General features: G+C 67.2%; 12 protein-coding genes and 1 tRNA gene. 5 read left to right on the forward strand and 8 right to left on the reverse strand.

The annotated features are described in order from the left end of the window. Nucleotides 1-25 precede the first annotated feature (25 nt). The gene (gene pyk / locus ACOJTB_RS21170) at nt 26-1,465 is read left to right on the forward strand and encodes a pyruvate kinase (RefSeq protein WP_420104499.1); all 1,440 of its coding nucleotides are present in this window, start codon (nt 26-28) and stop codon (nt 1,463-1,465) included. Nucleotides 1,466-1,487: 22 nt separating this feature from the next. On the opposite strand, the gene ACOJTB_RS21175 is transcribed toward pyk, so the two are convergent. The 3 genes from ACOJTB_RS21175 to ykgO all read right to left on the reverse strand — a co-directional run bounded on the left by ACOJTB_RS21175 (nt 1,488) and on the right by ykgO (nt 3,397). Further along, nucleotides 1,488-2,456 (reverse strand): alpha/beta fold hydrolase, encoded by a 969-nt coding sequence (locus tag ACOJTB_RS21175; RefSeq protein ID WP_420104500.1) that lies wholly within the window; start codon nt 2,454-2,456, stop codon nt 1,488-1,490. A 38-nt stretch (nt 2,457-2,494) separates the two neighbouring features. Further along, nucleotides 2,495-3,136 (reverse strand): tetratricopeptide repeat protein, encoded by a 642-nt coding sequence (locus ACOJTB_RS21180; RefSeq protein WP_420104501.1) that lies wholly within the window; start codon nt 3,134-3,136, stop codon nt 2,495-2,497. Nucleotides 3,137-3,271: 135 nt separating this feature from the next. After that, a complete protein-coding gene (gene ykgO / locus ACOJTB_RS21185) occupies nt 3,272-3,397 on the reverse strand; it encodes a type B 50S ribosomal protein L36 (RefSeq protein ID WP_038363015.1) in 126 nt (41 codons plus the stop codon). Between the two features lie 311 nt (nt 3,398-3,708). Between ykgO and hisE the strand changes: the two genes are divergently transcribed. Then, a complete protein-coding gene (gene hisE / locus ACOJTB_RS21190; RefSeq protein ID WP_420104502.1) occupies nt 3,709-4,080 on the forward strand; it encodes a phosphoribosyl-ATP diphosphatase in 372 nt (123 codons plus the stop codon). 148 nt (nt 4,081-4,228) lie between these two features. After that, nucleotides 4,229-4,305: transfer RNA gene (locus tag ACOJTB_RS21195), tRNA-Arg, on the forward strand. Nucleotides 4,306-4,394: 89 nt separating this feature from the next. On the opposite strand, the gene ACOJTB_RS21200 is transcribed toward ACOJTB_RS21195, so the two are convergent. Continuing rightward, nucleotides 4,395-4,982 carry a hypothetical protein gene (locus ACOJTB_RS21200; protein ID WP_420104503.1) on the reverse strand — a complete coding sequence of 196 codons (588 nt, stop codon included), beginning with the start codon at nt 4,980-4,982 and terminating at the stop codon, nt 4,395-4,397. Nucleotides 4,983-5,382: 400 nt separating this feature from the next. Here ACOJTB_RS21200 and ACOJTB_RS21205 point away from each other — a divergent pair, with 400 nt between their 5' ends. Together ACOJTB_RS21205 and ACOJTB_RS21210 are read left to right on the forward strand one after the other, a co-directional pair. Further along, entirely contained in the window at nt 5,383-5,646 is a 264-nt protein-coding gene (locus ACOJTB_RS21205) for a hypothetical protein (protein WP_420104504.1), read from the forward strand. Between the two features lie 75 nt (nt 5,647-5,721). Next, on the forward strand, nt 5,722-6,147 hold the full coding sequence (locus ACOJTB_RS21210; protein WP_420104505.1) for a type II toxin-antitoxin system PemK/MazF family toxin: 426 nt from the start codon (nt 5,722-5,724) through the stop codon (nt 6,145-6,147). 108 nt (nt 6,148-6,255) lie between these two features. Here the strand turns inward: ACOJTB_RS21210 and ACOJTB_RS21215 are convergent, their stop codons facing one another. Genes ACOJTB_RS21215 through ACOJTB_RS21230 form a run of 4 tightly spaced genes read right to left on the reverse strand, consistent with a single transcriptional unit; the run spans nt 6,256 to nt 14,538 of the window. Further along, nucleotides 6,256-6,885 carry a helix-turn-helix domain-containing protein gene (locus ACOJTB_RS21215; protein WP_420104506.1) on the reverse strand — a complete coding sequence of 210 codons (630 nt, stop codon included), beginning with the start codon at nt 6,883-6,885 and terminating at the stop codon, nt 6,256-6,258. Continuing rightward, nucleotides 6,882-9,299 carry a hypothetical protein gene (locus tag ACOJTB_RS21220; protein WP_420104507.1) on the reverse strand — a complete coding sequence of 806 codons (2,418 nt, stop codon included), beginning with the start codon at nt 9,297-9,299 and terminating at the stop codon, nt 6,882-6,884. The genes ACOJTB_RS21215 and ACOJTB_RS21220 overlap by 4 nt, the downstream gene beginning before the upstream one ends. Then, on the reverse strand, nt 9,296-11,602 hold the full coding sequence (locus ACOJTB_RS21225; protein ID WP_420104508.1) for a hypothetical protein: 2,307 nt from the start codon (nt 11,600-11,602) through the stop codon (nt 9,296-9,298). Before ACOJTB_RS21225 ends, ACOJTB_RS21220 begins: the two co-directional genes overlap by 4 nt. A gap of 2 nt (nt 11,603-11,604) precedes the next feature. Then, nucleotides 11,605-14,538, reverse strand: coding sequence for a transglycosylase SLT domain-containing protein (locus ACOJTB_RS21230; protein ID WP_420104509.1), 2,934 nt, complete (start codon nt 14,536-14,538; stop codon nt 11,605-11,607). Nucleotides 14,539-14,569 lie beyond the last annotated feature (31 nt).

Below are 14,569 nucleotides of genomic sequence, written 5' to 3' on the forward strand. Positions count from 1 at the left end.
CGGATCGCCGCCCGCGGGGGACAGGATGAAGCGGGAACGTCGCATCAAGATCATCGCCACGCTCGGGCCGGCCTCGGCGACCGAGGAGATGTGCGCCAAGCTGTTTGCGGCGGGCGTCGATGTCTTCCGCATCAATATGAGCCATACGCAGCGCGAAAACCTGGCCGAGAGGGTCGCGATGCTGCGCGGGCTGGAGGCCCGGTTCCGCCGGCCGGTCGGGATCCTGGCTGATCTGCAGGGCCCCAAGCTGCGCGTCGGCGCCTTTGGCGGCGATGGCGGCGCGCTGCTCGACAAGGGCGCCCTCTTCACGCTCGATTCGGATTCCGCCCCCGGCGATGCCGACCGGGTGCACCTGCCTCATCCCGAAATCCTCAGCGCGCTGGAGCCGGGCCATCACCTGATCCTCGACGACGGCAAGCTGCGCCTCGTGGTCGAGCAGGCCTCGCCGGACCGTGCGGTGACGCGGGTGCTGGTCGGCGGGCGCCTGTCTTCCCGCAAGGGCGTCAGCCTGCCCGACACCACCATCGCCGTCTCGGCGATGACCGAGAAGGACCGGGCCGATGCGGCCGTCGCCGCCGAGGTGGGTGTCGACTGGATCGCGCTGTCCTTCGTGCAGCGCCCCGAGGACATGGCCGAGCTGCGCAAGATCGTCGGCGGCCGCGCCTTGGCACTGGCCAAGATCGAGAAGCCGCAGGCGGTGCAGCGGCTTGAAGAGATCATCGACGCGTCCGATGCGATCATGGTCGCGCGCGGCGATCTCGGCGTCGAGATGCCGCTGGAAAAGGTTCCCGGCACGCAAAAGCGCATCACCCGGATGGCGCGCCGCAAGGGCAAGCCGGTCGTGGTGGCGACACAGATGCTGGAGAGCATGATCACCAGCCCGGTCCCGACCCGCGCCGAGGTGTCGGACGTGGCAACGGCGGTGTTCGAGGGCGCCGATGCGGTGATGCTTTCGGCCGAAAGCGCGGCCGGGCAGTATCCGGTCGAGGCGGTGACGATGATGAACCGCATCGCGGAAGAGGTCGAGAGCGAGACCGTCTATCGCTCGATCCTGGAGGCGCAGCGCGCCGAGCCCGAGGCGACGGGCGCCGACGCCATCGCCAAGGCGGCGCATGAGATCGCCGAGACGCTGCATCTGAAGGCCATCTGTGCCTGGACCTCGTCGGGCTCCACCGCCTTCCGAATCGCGCGGGAACGGCCGAATTCGACGGTGATCGCGCTGACGCCGAACCGCGTCACCGCCCGGCGGCTGACATTGGTCTGGGGCGTCCATGCGATCGTGACCAAGGATGCCAGCGACGCCGACGACATGGCGTTCCGGGCCTGTAAATTCGCCGTGCGCGAGCATTTCGCGAAGATGGGCGACCGGGTCATCGTGGTCGCCGGCGTGCCGTTCGGGACGCCGGGCGCGACCAATATGGTCCGCATCGCCTTCGTGGCGCAGGAGCACGTCGCCAAGGCCTGACGCGGCGCGCCAGGCGCAGGCCTTACCGCGCCAGCGCCAGATCCGAGCGGGCGCCGGTCATCGCGTTGATCGCCTCGGCGACGATCTCCGGCGCGGCATGGTGCGGCATATGGCCGACGCCGGGCAGGAGAACGAGGCGCCCCTGCGGCGCCTCCCGGGCGATGGCCATGGAGTGGATCACGGGCGAAACAATGCTGTCGCTATCGCCGGTGATGGCGACGACGGGGACGGCGAGGCTGCGATAGCGCGGGGCCTGGGCGGAGACGAAGGCGAGCGTCGCGGCGATATCCTCGGAATTCGCCTGGAAGGTCGCCGCCCGCAGCAGCAGCGGAATATGTCCGGTGTCCAGGTAGCCAGGCGTGACGGGCTTCGGGGCGAAGACGCTCGCGGCGCCCGCTTCCAGCAGCCGGCTCGCCAGCGGCACGGCAATGAGGCGCGTGAAGAGCGGGCCGATCACCGGAGCCGTGGCGGCATGGTGATACCAGGCGATGCCGCCGGGCCAGGGATGGGAGACGGCGCCGAGCAGGACGAGGCCGCGCAGCCGGTCGGGCCGCTCCAGCGCGATCCGCGTGGCGGAGGCGCCGCCCAGCGAATGGGCGACGAGAACGAAGCGCTCCGGCGCCAGCTTGTTCAGCGCCTGCATGAGGATTTCGGCCTGGCGGGCCGGATCGGCCATCGCCGAGCCCTCCAGCCGCTCGCTCCAGCCATGACCCGGGCGATCGATGGCGATGAGGCGGTAATGCGTGAGTTCAGGCCCCAGCGTCGCCAGCAGATCGGCATGGTCGCTGGATGCGCCATGGATCAGCACGACCGTGCCACGACTGTCGCCGCTCGGGGCTTGCTCGCGGTAATGCAACTGGCCACCGGTCACGGCGACGAAGCTGCCCTGCGCCGGAAAGCGGCGGGCCACGGCCATGCCGAGCCACTCGGAATAGAGCAGGAGCCCGCCGGCAACGAGGGCAAGGACGAGAAGGAGGCCGCGCAGGATCATGAGCGATTTACGCGCGCGCGGCCGCCGCGGTTCAGTGTTCAGGTCTCGCGCCCGTCGACGTCGTAGCGCAGGGAATCGACGGCCTTCCTGACCGCCTCGAACTGGGGATAGACGTCGAGCGCCTTGCGGAAGGCCGCCATCGCGGCTTTGTCGTCACCCTGCTGGCGCAGGATGATGCCGAGACCCATCATCGCGCCGTAATGGCGCGGCTCGCGCTTCAGCGTCTCGCCGATGTCGTAGAGCGCGCGGATCGGGTCGCCGGCGGTGAAGAGCGCGTTGGCGCGCTGGTGCCAGGCCTCGGCCCAATCGGGCTGCAGCGCGACCACACGGTCCAGCAGTTCGATCGCGATCTCGCTCTGCTTGGCCTTGATGGCTTCCTGCGCGCGCGTCATCAGGAGGTCGGCCGTGTCGGAGCCCGAGCGCGACCAGCGGCGCTGGATCTGCGTGGCGATGCCTTTCGCCTCTTCCGGCGACTTTGCGGCGTGCAGTCGTTCGAACAGAGTTTCGAGGGTTTGCGCGGGTGGACGCTGGCGCGCAGCGGCGCCGGAAGCGGGCGCATTGTCGGGCTTGTCCTGCGGCGCCGGGAGGGACGGCCGCGGGGGCGGCTGCGTCTGGGCGGTCGCGCCCATCGCCGCGAGGGAGGCCGCCAGGACCAGAGGGACGATCGTGAGCGAACGCATGAGCCGGATACTAGCTCACCGGTCCATGCCGTCAAATCACGCCGCGGCGAGCAAAGCAAAAAAGCGGGCGCGTCTGGCGACGCCCCGCTTTCGCTCGGTCCTGCGATCCGGCGCGGCGAGAGGCCGCGCGCGAAATCAGCCCTGACGCGCCTTGAAGCGCTTCTGGACCTTGTTGATGATGTAGACGCGGCCCTTGCGGCGGACCAGCTGGTTGTCGCGGTGGCGGGCGCGCAGCGACTTCAGAGAATTGCGGATCTTCATAATCTCAACTCCGTCGGTCCGCCCTCGCGCGCGAACCGGTCAAAAACCGACAGTCTGCGACGCGGATCCTGCGATCCTCACCGCCCATTGGATGGCGCGACTGAATGCGATGCCGGCTGTATACGGATTTTCCCGCAGATCGCAAGTGCGATCACGCTGCGATCGCGCGGTTTCGGCGCGGTCGGGACAGGTCTTCCCCGCCGGCAGCATGCCTCGCACGCGCTGGCGGGCACCGCCGAGGCCGCGGGAGGGTGGCCAGAGCGCTCTGCGGCCGTCATGAAACTCTCATCGAGGGGGTCGATGCTCCGGCGATGGCCGATTCGATCCAACGCCTCCATCTCGCCATCTCACTGGCCCGCCAATCGGATCCGCGCATCTCCCGCACGGCGAAGCTATTCGCCGAAGGCCTGCCCAAGATGGCCAAGAAGGTCGGCGAGGAGGCCGTTGAAGTCGGGATCGAGGCGGTTCTCGGCCGCCGCGACGCGCTGGTCAGCGAAAGCGCGGATCTCCTCTACAATCTCGTTGCGCTGTGGAGCGCGATGGGGATCGCGCCGGCCGATATCTGGGCCGAGCTTGACCGGCGCGAGGGGCTCTACGGCATCGCCGAAAAGCTGCGCAAGCCACGCCCCGGCAAGCATCGCAAGCGCGTCATGGCACGGATCGAGCCCGCCGACGCCGCCTGAGGCGTTTGCCGCGGGCGAAGCGGGCCTTGTCGAGCCAATGCGAAAAACTCTGTCGCGCCTTCGTCATTTTTCGGGTTGCCAAGCGCGAAGCGAGCGGCTATCTCCCCCGCATCAGGCCGGACGCGAAAGCGTCGAGACGCACTGAGACGCGCCCGTAGCTCAGCTGGATAGAGCATCAGACTACGAATCTGAGGGTCAGAGGTTCGAATCCTTTCGGGCGCGCCATTTTCTCCTTAGAAAACAATAAGTTATTGCCCGCTCAGTCGGGTAGCATTACCCGGCCGCTTCGGCTGGGTAATGCCTGGGTATCGCGATCAGATCACGGCGCCGATCTGGAACGTTGAACCGCAGTGCTGCTCGACGAGCCCGGCCTGATCAGCAAGGCCATTGTCGCTCGGCTCGCCCTCATCATCGCACTGGGCGCCTTCGTCCTCGCAGCACGGCTCGCATTCATCGCTATCAGCCGTTGGGAACCGAGGCGCCCAGTCTGTGCCACCTGCCCATGTCTCGATCGCGCCGAAGGTCGGTTCGTCGTCCTCATGCTGGCCGGCATAGGGTGCGCGTTCATGGCCCGTACCGTCCCCGCCGTCCTCCAAGTCAGGATCCGCATCGATCGCATCGAGCAGCCTCAGGAGCCGTTCGACCTCGCACGCTGCCTCGAATCGCAGCCGCGCGAGAGCACGCAGTGCCGGCGGCATGTTGTCACCGTCGACCAAGCTGTAGAACGCGTCCTCTTCGTCAGCCACGGCGAACGCCTCTGCAGGCGTTCTCATGACGGCGTGCAGGTCAACGAGGGTAGGGCCGCTCAACGCCAGATACTCGTCGAGCAGGCGGGCAATGGATGATGCCGAGGCGACCGGGCGCATTGCCGGGCGTGGTGGAATGAATGCATTCGAGTGCATGATTGGTTCTCGCTGGTTCAACGGCTTTCCACAGCCGCACCCGGTGACAGACCGGGCAGCCGGGGGGTGGAAACCTGCCAGCGAGACAGGTCGACGCGCTTTTAAGCTTTCGCTCTGGACATGGCGCACCGCCCCCGGCCATAATGGCCAGGTTCGGACGCCCGCCAAGGCGATCCGCGTTGCGCTAGAGCCCGCCAAGGCTCGCACGCTTCGACAGGCCGCCGGCGCCAACCGGTCCCTGTCTATCGCTAGTCCGGGTTTCCACACCCGCCGGACACGATGCTCTGATTTGCTTAACCGATCAATAGCGCGCCGCCCTTCGGGGCGATGCTCGCGCTTGCGTCTGGACGCCGGCCGCACCGACGCGCTACCGATGGGCCGTAGCGTTCCAGGATCCCCCATGTCCGATCAGAAGCCCAGCCCGACGATGACGGCCGAAGATGTTGGCGCGGCCCTGGCCGGGTTTGCGCTCAGCCTGGCGCCGCTGCTGGAGCGCAAAGACCTGTCGCCGAACGAACTGCTATCTGAGCTCGTCGAGGAGCTGCGGGATCTGGTGTCAGGCATGCAGCGGCACGGCGACACTGGTACGCCCGCGGCCGAGGCGATGCTACAGGCTGCCGCCATGCTGGAGGCGTCGGCGCCGAACAGTGAACAAAACGGGTAACTTCAGCGCTCCACATTTGACCGCAACCATTAGGTGGTAAAACCCCAGGAGAGATTCGCATCCTGGAAATCCCCTTTGGCCCTAAAGTTTCATCCCGAGCCCGGCACGTTGCTGCTGTGTGATTTTTCGACTGGCTTCTGTGAGCCCGAGATGGTGAAGCGGCGACCCGTCGTGGTTGTTTCGCCACGGCTAAAACGACGCGATGGTCTGCTCGCTGTTGTGCCGCTCAGCACGCTCAAGCCGCATACGATGATGGAATATCACTACGAGCTGACGCTGGAAGAGCCGCTGCCGGCGCCATTTGATTCGCCCACGATGTGGGTGAAGGCGGATATGGTCTCAACGGTTGGATTTCAGCGCCTTGACCTCTTTCGCGGCAGCCGAGGCCCGGACGGGAAGCGCAAGTATCTTACAAAGAAGATTGAAGACGCGCAGCTACGTTGCATTTACCGTGCCATGCTACACGGTCTTGGGTTGAGCCACTTGACCCGGCACGTGTGATACCCACATGTGTGCTACGTTCCTGCGCTGCCTGCGGGCATCAGGCTTTCAAGACCTCCTCGGAGGCGGCCGCACACCGGGCGACACCAAGCTCAAGTGCGGCTTTGTCTAACCCCGCTGGAGCAATCCGGCGGGGTTTGTTTTTGCGGATGCCCGTTCCTCCACCAGCCGCCTCCGCAACTTGGCAGCCTGGCGTTTCGTCAGCGGGGGCGGCTTCGGGCGCTCGCGACGAGCGGGGGCTATCGGCTGCAGCGGCTCGGGCAGCGCCAGCGGCTCGGCCTTCAACGGCTGCTTGGCTCGGCGCGCGGCTGCACCAGCGTCGAGGAAGGCTTGCCGCTGCTCGGGCGTCATCGTCGCCCAGCGCTTCAATCCGCCTATTTTCCCACGTTCCGACAAAATCCGGTTCGGTGGAAGTCGTTGAATGATCTCGGCATTTTCGCCGCTCAATTTGGCCTTAAGGCCCTGCCCTTTAAATTTTTCAGCCTGAAATTCCGCCTCGGCGATGACGGCGAAGCGCAGCCCAAGGGCAGTCAGCAGCTTGGGCAAACTGTCCCGGCCGATCGAGCGCGCGTTCTTCGCGGTCGGATTCGTCAGCATGGTCTCGCATTTCGCATAGTAGCCGCCGGGCACCCCCGCGAGATGATCGACATCGGTTTGGGAGAGGCCGAGCTGCATCCGCCGATCGCGCATCGCGCGGATCAGTTCATCGTACTCGATGCCGGCGGCGAAGATCTTCATCGGCTCCCTCCTGCGATGGCGCCGAGCATAGGCGCCCGCTGCGGCGCGGTCTGCCCCGGCCGCCACCACATCTCCTGCCCGAAATCGTCGCGGGCTTTCTTCTCCATCCGGCGAAAGGACTGCCGCCAGTCGGGATCGATCTGCATCTGGATCTGATCCCAGATGAGCCGATCGAGCGCGAGCCGCGCAAACCACAGGTTCGAGCCCGGCGTGTTGCCCTTGATGAACTTCGCAACCTCGGAGCCGAGCGAGGCGGGCTCGCCCTCATAGGTCGATCGAAGCTGCTTCGAAGCGAGGCGTCCCACGTCATCGACGAGGCCGACGACCGGCCCCATAACGTCGCCGGTCCAGCCGCGGCCTGTGCGCGAGACCGCCGAGTTGAGCAGGTCGCCGTAAAGGCCGAGGCCACCCGACTGCGCCAGAGCGGATAGCCAGAACGTCGTGTCGCCCATATTGCGCGGGTCGCGCCCGGCGATCACCTGCTTCGCCTGAATTCCGGCCGCGCCGGCGATGAGGTGCAGTCCGACGAAAGCCGCGCCGTTCCACAGGCGTGATTCGATCGGCACCTGGGCGGCGACGCGCATCATGTGGGTCGTCGCCATCGTCATCGCGAAGGACTTGAACTGCCCGACCGATCGGAAGAGCTCGCCGGAGAATGTGCCCTTCTGCGTTCCGCCGGTCATGATGCCGCGCACCCGGGCGTCGGGCTCCAGCACCGCGAAGGCGCGCTCTTCGAGGATGCCGCCCATCAGCTTGTCGGCCAGCTTGCGGTCGCCCACCGCATCGGTATCGAAGAACCGGGCGCCTTCGACCTCCAGCGCGGGCGCGGCGCGCAGGGCGTCCCATTCGGCCGGGTTGATGTCGTAGCGCTCCAAGAAGCTGCGGAACTTGTCGTCGAGCGCCTTCCACCCCTTCGGCGTCTGGTCGGCGACGTGCCCGAGAAACTCCATGGTGAAGACGCGCTTCATGGTGTCGGTCCACGCGGCGAGGCCCTGCGAGCGGACGACGAAGCTCGCCATCTTCTGAAAGACCTCGGGGCCGGCAATCTGATCCTCGAAGCGTCGAACTGCCAGGCCGTGCTCCATGGTGGCATGGGCGACGACGTTGAGGCGCGCCGCCAGCGCTCGGCCCTCGGCGCCGCTTCTCATCTCGCGGATCGCGCCGGAGATCAGGCGGGCGGCCGGGATGCCATTGTGGTTCGCCGCCAGCGCGATCGTCGCGCTATCGCCGGTAACCGCCGAGACGATCGCCGAGCCGAGGCGAGATGCGGTGTTGAGGCTGCGCAGTGCGCCGAAGATGCCGGCCATGAGCGGGCCTTGCACGATGTTCGCGCGGCCGGTCAGAACGTCATAGGCGCGCTCGGCGGCCCAAGCGCTCTCCATCGTCCGCACCGGATTGAGGCGCTGGCCGGTGGTCAGGCCGCCTTCCGAATGGCGAGCCTTTTCAAGCAGCGCCTGAAACGTCGCCCGGTGCTCCGGCCCGAGCACCTCGGCCAAGGCGATCTCCCGCGAAGCGTCGCGCAGATGGCCGGTCAGCAATCCGAACACATCGTTGCCCGGCCCGTATTTGCCCATCAGCTTCAGATAAGCGTCGGCGTTCTGGAACCGGAAAACGCGGACCTCTTGGCTGAACGATCCACCGCCGCCGAAGCCCCCGCCCTCTGTGATGTTGCGGAATGCGGCCTCCAGGATGTTTTCTCGCTCCAGCGCGGCCGCAGGCTGATAGGTGTTCTTGTCCCAGAGCATCAGGCCGCCATCGTCGATCGCAGCGCGGACATCGGCCAGCCATTCGTCCTTGCGCCGAACCATGCGCTCGCCGGTCCAGAACTGCGGCAGCCGCCAGTCGTCGAGCACGTTGAACACCCGGCCGGCATCCTTGGCGCGCCGCGTGGCTTCGGCAGTCGCATCCTGCCAGCCCTTCGCAGCGATCTTGGCTGTCTGGTCGCCGCTGTCCTCGCCGAACAGCTCGCGGACCACGTTGCGGGCACCCGCGACGTTCTGCGAGAGGCCGGCATATTTCGACCGAAGCGCCTCGATACCGCCGTTGAACTGCCGGTAAAGCGTCCCAAGCACCACCTCTGTCTGCGTGTCGACATTCACCGCGCCGCGGCCCCAGATGTCACGCACCAGAAGCGACATCAGCCCGGCCACCGGACCCTTCGCATGCCGCGCCTGATGCTCGGCGGCCTTGCTGAAAGCGATGGCCTGCTTCGCCAGCGACATGCGGCGTTCGGCGACAGAAGCCGCCATGATGCGCGCGGTCTCTGCCGCCGCGGCTGCCTCTGCGGTCGTCGGCCCAAGGCGCTGATTGAAGCCGGTCTGCAGGCCGCCTTCGAGCGCAAGGGCCTGATCGGCGATCGTGCGCCCGATCTGCCCCGTCTGAACCAGTTTCTCGATGCAATCGCGCACGCTCATGCCGCCATCCCCATTGCGCATTCGCCGATCAGGCTCGCCGCGCGCTCTTCGTGGTCCAGCGCGTCGACCAGATCGTTGACCGGACGCATTACCGTCCGCGCCTGGCCCGTCGCCGGATCAATCTCGATCGACGGCACATGCAGTTCGGTGAAGGCACGCAGCTTGTCGAACTCCTGCAGCGTCGCACTACGCACCTCGGGCGCGGCGGCGAGTTCCACCGCTCGCGCCGGTGCCACGGCCTCGGCGACATGCGATGCGAGATCAGGACGCGAGCCGAGGCCAGAGAGGATCTCGCCGGCATTCAGGGGCTCGCCGAACAAGCGGGCGTCGGAGCTGTTCTTCATCGCCTCGTCGGCATAGCCGCGCAGGAACTCCCCGAGCTTGGCCCGCGCCACTGGGCGCCGCATGTCCGCATCGTGGAAGAAGGCTTCGAGCATCACACGACCGGTGGCGGAGATCTCGTCGCCGAACATGCCCGCCTGCGCCGCCAGGTCCGCGACCTTCACGCCGCTATCGCGAGCGCGTGCGACGAGCCTGGCGGCGTCGAGCAGGTCGGCCGTGATGTCCATGTGAGCGGGGATGGCGCCGGAGAGGGCTGCGTCGCGCATGCGAACCCATGAGGCTGCCGCGTCCATCATGGCGCCGCCGATGGCGCGAATGTTGTTGTCCGTCGCCTCCAGCGCCTTCGCCAGCAAATCGGCATCGCCATAGGCGCGCGCTGTCAAAGCAGCCTCCAGCCGGCGGCGGCCCTCCACGCTGAGTGCGCCGCCCTGGTCGTAGAGGCCAGCGCGCTCGGCCTGCGGCAGGCGAGCCAGCGCGTCGCGGACGAAGGGACGGTTCGCTGCCGACGCGATGTCTCCAGGCTGGGCCTTGGAGAGAATCTCGCCATCGAGGAGGCGTGCGTCGGCGCGGGCCTGCTCTGCCGGCGAAAGGCGCATAGCGGTGGCGCGGTTCGCTGCGTCGGTGAAGGCCACGCGCTCCGGCTCATCGAGATCGGTCAGGCGCCGGGCGATGAGCACCGGGTTCGCGATGTCGCCGATGTCGTATCCTTGCGCTTCGAGCCACGCACGATACTGCGTCGCCTTCTGCCCATCTGCTTCAAGCACCCGCTGCAGCGCCAGCACGCGGCCATTGCCCGATTCCACGATTCCATCAGGCCCGACGATCGGCGCACCTGTGGCGGCATCGGAGGAAGGGCCGAGCCTGGCCGGCTCCAGCCGTGAGGCAATCTCGTTGATCTGTTCGGCGCTGCCGGCGCGCGAACGGTCGCGCGGCTGCAACTGCGGCGGATAGAGCGGGTTCGGGGTGAGGTCGTGACCGTGCGACGTGACGAGGCTGGCCGCATCGGCGATCTGATACTGGACATCGACAGCGCGGCCCTCAGCGTCGAATACGCGACCGGTCCGCCCGACCGGGACGAAAGACGGCTGGATGGGCTGCCCGGCCACCGCCGCGTCGATCGCATTGGAGAGGCCAGCTCGCTGCGCCACCTCGCCCTCGGCGGTCGTTGCGCGGAAGGTCGACGCGATCTGCGCCTCGCTCTCTGCGACGTTGGCGGCGTCTCGCAGCGTGCGGGGAATATCGGAGCCGCGCAAAAGCCCCAGTCCGCGTGACAGCGCCCGGAAGCCACCACCGATCGCCGCTCCGCCGACTGCAGCCGCGGCCGCTTCGCCCGCTGCCTCGGCGAGGCCAAACTGCGGATCCACCCGGCGGCGATCGCGCGCGGTCGCGGCGCTGACGGCAACAGATTGCCCGAATCCGATGCCACCCTCGATAAGCGCCGTTCCGAGAATGGACCGCGCCGCGCCAGCTCCCATCACCATGAACGGCAACTGCACCGGATCGGAAAGCATGGTCTGGATGTCGCCGAGGATCCCGCCGGCCAGGCCACCCCAGCTATGAGGGCGCGCTTCGACGGCGCGAGCATCGCGAACCGCCGATGCAAGCGTGAGGTCTGCGCGCCGGTCAATCTCGGCGTCGAAATCCTCCGGCAGGCCAAGCTCGGGCCGATCCTGTCGAAGCTTCGACAGCCGCTGCATGATGCGGCTGGTCTGCATCGTGCCGAGATCGCCCGCGCTGACCTGCATGGGGTTGGCGATGGCTTCGCCCGTCTTGTCGCGGATGTCGCCCAGCATCCGCTCCCACTCGTCGTTCCGAGCGCGGGCGCGCGAGACGACCTGCTTGACCGCGCGGCCCATGGCGGCCGACGAATCCCAAGCCTCGGCGAACTCGACCGGCTTCTCCCAGACGCGATCGGTCGGGCTGACGGCTGCGCCGGCTTCCGGCTCGGTGCCCCAATACATCGTCAGCGCCTCATGTTCGGAACGAAGCCCAAGCCGAAGACCGAGCGGATCTCCGCAGGCCTTGCATCAGCCCCCGGCTGCCGGCCCTTCAGATCGAGGATGAACCGCTGCTCGCCCTGATAGCCGCCGGCGGTGTTGTCGATGTCGCGCCCGAGGACAGCGGGCTGATAGAGCCACTCGGCCGGCGAGTTGCGGGCCTGCAGCGCATATCGACCATCGGCGATGCCGCGGAGAACGAAGTTCCGGCGAACATCCTGCGCCGTGACACGGATGCCTGACTTCGAGGAAGCCCCGGCGAAGTCGGCATCCGTTAGCGACCACAGCACCTTGTCGAACTGGTCCTGTGTCATGCCGCGAGTGGGCGGGATCAGCTTGCCGCCGTTGTGCTCGACGAGCCCGCCCGTCACGATGGCCGTGGCTTCATCGAGCCGCGACTGATTGAGCACGCCCGACTCGTCGCCATCGCGCGCGGACAGGCCGGCATAGACCGATTTGGCGGCCGCCCCGATATACTGGCGGATGCCGCTGCGCTCCGGCGCCGCGATCGAAAGCGGCAGCGACTTCTCCATGGCGTCCGTGCGCCACTCTTCCGGCTTGGGGGCAAACTTCGGGTTCGCGAGGAGCGCCTGCTGACCGCGGATCACCGCCATCGCGGCGACCGGCGACTCGCGGTGCAACCCAGCGACGAACGCGAGCTCGCCCGACTGCTTGTCCTCTCCCAGGCTGCGCAGCGTTGGCTCCAGCATCTGGTCCGGAAGCTGGGCGAGCGCAGAGAGAACGGAACTCTTTTGGTCCGCTGTCCCGTAATTCCAGACGGTCGAGACCTGCGCCACGTCGGCCGGCGAGAGGGCGGAAAAGCCGGGAAGGCCAGATCGAGCCGCGATGGAGCCGGCAATCTGCCCGCGCATCGCGATCCCCGCGTTGAGGTTCCCCTGGTTCGATAGATCGAGCGGCGGCGGCTCAGCCTGCGCCCAGCCCCGCCGGACGGCCTCGTTCCAGGGCTGCTCCTTCAGGTTCTTCACGCCGCGCTCGACGGTCGCCTTCGTGGCCTCCGCCTGCATCTGGACGAAGATCGGCTGCCCCTGCGCGCGGCGCATCACGTCCTGGACAAGCAGGGCACCGGCCGCGCCGCCTGCGCTGTTGGCCTGCTCGCCCTCATCCACGCCTCGGACCTTCGCCAAAATCTCGTCGCGCTCTCGCCCGAGCTTATGGGGGTTCTGGTCGGCGATCTGGATCGCCCCGGCCAACGTCTGAGCGTCGGGCAGGTTGCCCTTGTCGATGGCGCTGCTGGCGGCGGAGATGACCGCCTTCGCCGAGTCGATGAGCTCGCGGTTGCCCGCGAGCTGCGACTTCAGCCAGGTCGGGGCGAGATAAGGGTTCGCAGCCATCTGCTGCTGCGTGTAAGGCGCCGCGGGCATCGAAACGCCGCCCGCGCCATCGACCTTCCTGATCCACTTCTGTGCGAACTGCCCCGCCGTCATGTCGAGCGTGCCACCGTTACCGAGCACAGCACGCTCGCCGACAACATCGACCGCCCGTACATTCGGCGCCGCCAGCAACTTCGCCGCGCCGCCAGCGCCCTGCTGGTGAGCGAGATAGAGTTCGCCTTCGGTGGGCTCGCGGCCGAGCGACCGCCGCAGCTGATCGCGATTGGCGACAGTCAGACGCATGGCGGCGTCGGCGTTGGCAGAGGGATCGAGCGCGCTCTGCCCGGCGCCGTAGCTCTTCCATGTCGACGGGATGAACTGGAACAGCCCGGTCGCTTTCGAGCCGCCGTTGATCGCGTTCGGATCGAAGCGACTTTCGATGTGGGCGACGCGCAGCGCATAGTTGCGGCTGATGCCGTATCGATCGGCTGCAGCGGTGATGACCCCGCTGACATCGGCCGGCGCGACCGCGGCGCTGGTCGCCTGTCGCACGCGCTCCTCATCGGACAGGCCGCGGGTCGCCTCGTTTCGCCCATAGACCTGCTTCGAGGTCAGGAGCTTGGCTGCCGTCTCGACATCGCCGAGCTTGGTGGCTGTCTCGATCGCTTGGTCGACCGCGCCTTGAGGCAGCGGCTTGCCATCCTCCATGGCCTTGGCCAGCACGGTCGCGGATGCGCGGTTGGCATCGACCTTCGCCTTGTTCTCGCCCTTGCGCATGGCGATCGCGTTGCTGCCGATTTCGACCAAGCCCGAGCGCTGGCTGTCGCTGATCTTGAGCTCCGGGTTGTCGCGGATGTTGTCGATCAGCCATTTTTGCGCGGCTTTCTCGCCCTGGCTGTCATAGATGCTCGCGGCCTTACCGGCCGCCTCGAAGCCGCGCGCCCGGTCGATCGTTGTCCGCATCTCGCTCGCGGCCCGCTCCTTGCCGACCTCGAAAAGCGGATTGTTGCGGAGGCTGTCGTAGAGCCCCTCCAAGCGCGTGGCCGCGTCCTTGAATTCTGGCGTCTCGGTGCCGCCCTGGCGTGCGAGTGCATAGATGTCGTTCGAAGTGCTCTCGATCTGAACGAGGATCGCATCCTTCGCCATCCCGGTCTGCCTCTTCACGGCACCGTTCTGGATCGTGAGATAGTGCTGCTGGCGGAACTTCTCAGCCTCGGCGCGCGCCAGCGGCTTCACGCTTGGATCAGCCGACGACGCGAAATTCCTGACGTAATCCTTGGAGGCAGCGTCGAAGGCGGCTGGGTCGGCCTGATGCTGATTGGCGATGTCGAGCATGCCCCGCTGGGCGTCCTCGCGATACTTGGATAGCAGCCCCGCCCGCGCGCCGGCTTCAAAGGCGCGGTCGGAATGCGTGATCGCGAATGCGGGCCGTTCGACCGTGGGGTTGCCCTCGGCGTCGCGGCCGACCTTCTCCAGTCCGGCAGCATAGGCGTCTTCGGTCGCGGCCTTGTCGAGCTTCTCGCCGATCACGCCCATGACCTCGCCGCCCTTTTTCAGGGCTGCAGCCATGTCGAGACCAGGTTGAGCGAGTTGCCCTTCC

Origin of the sequence: Allobosea sp. (genome assembly GCF_048595345.1) — a bacterium.
Lineage (GTDB): Bacteria > Pseudomonadota > Alphaproteobacteria > Rhizobiales > Beijerinckiaceae > Allobosea.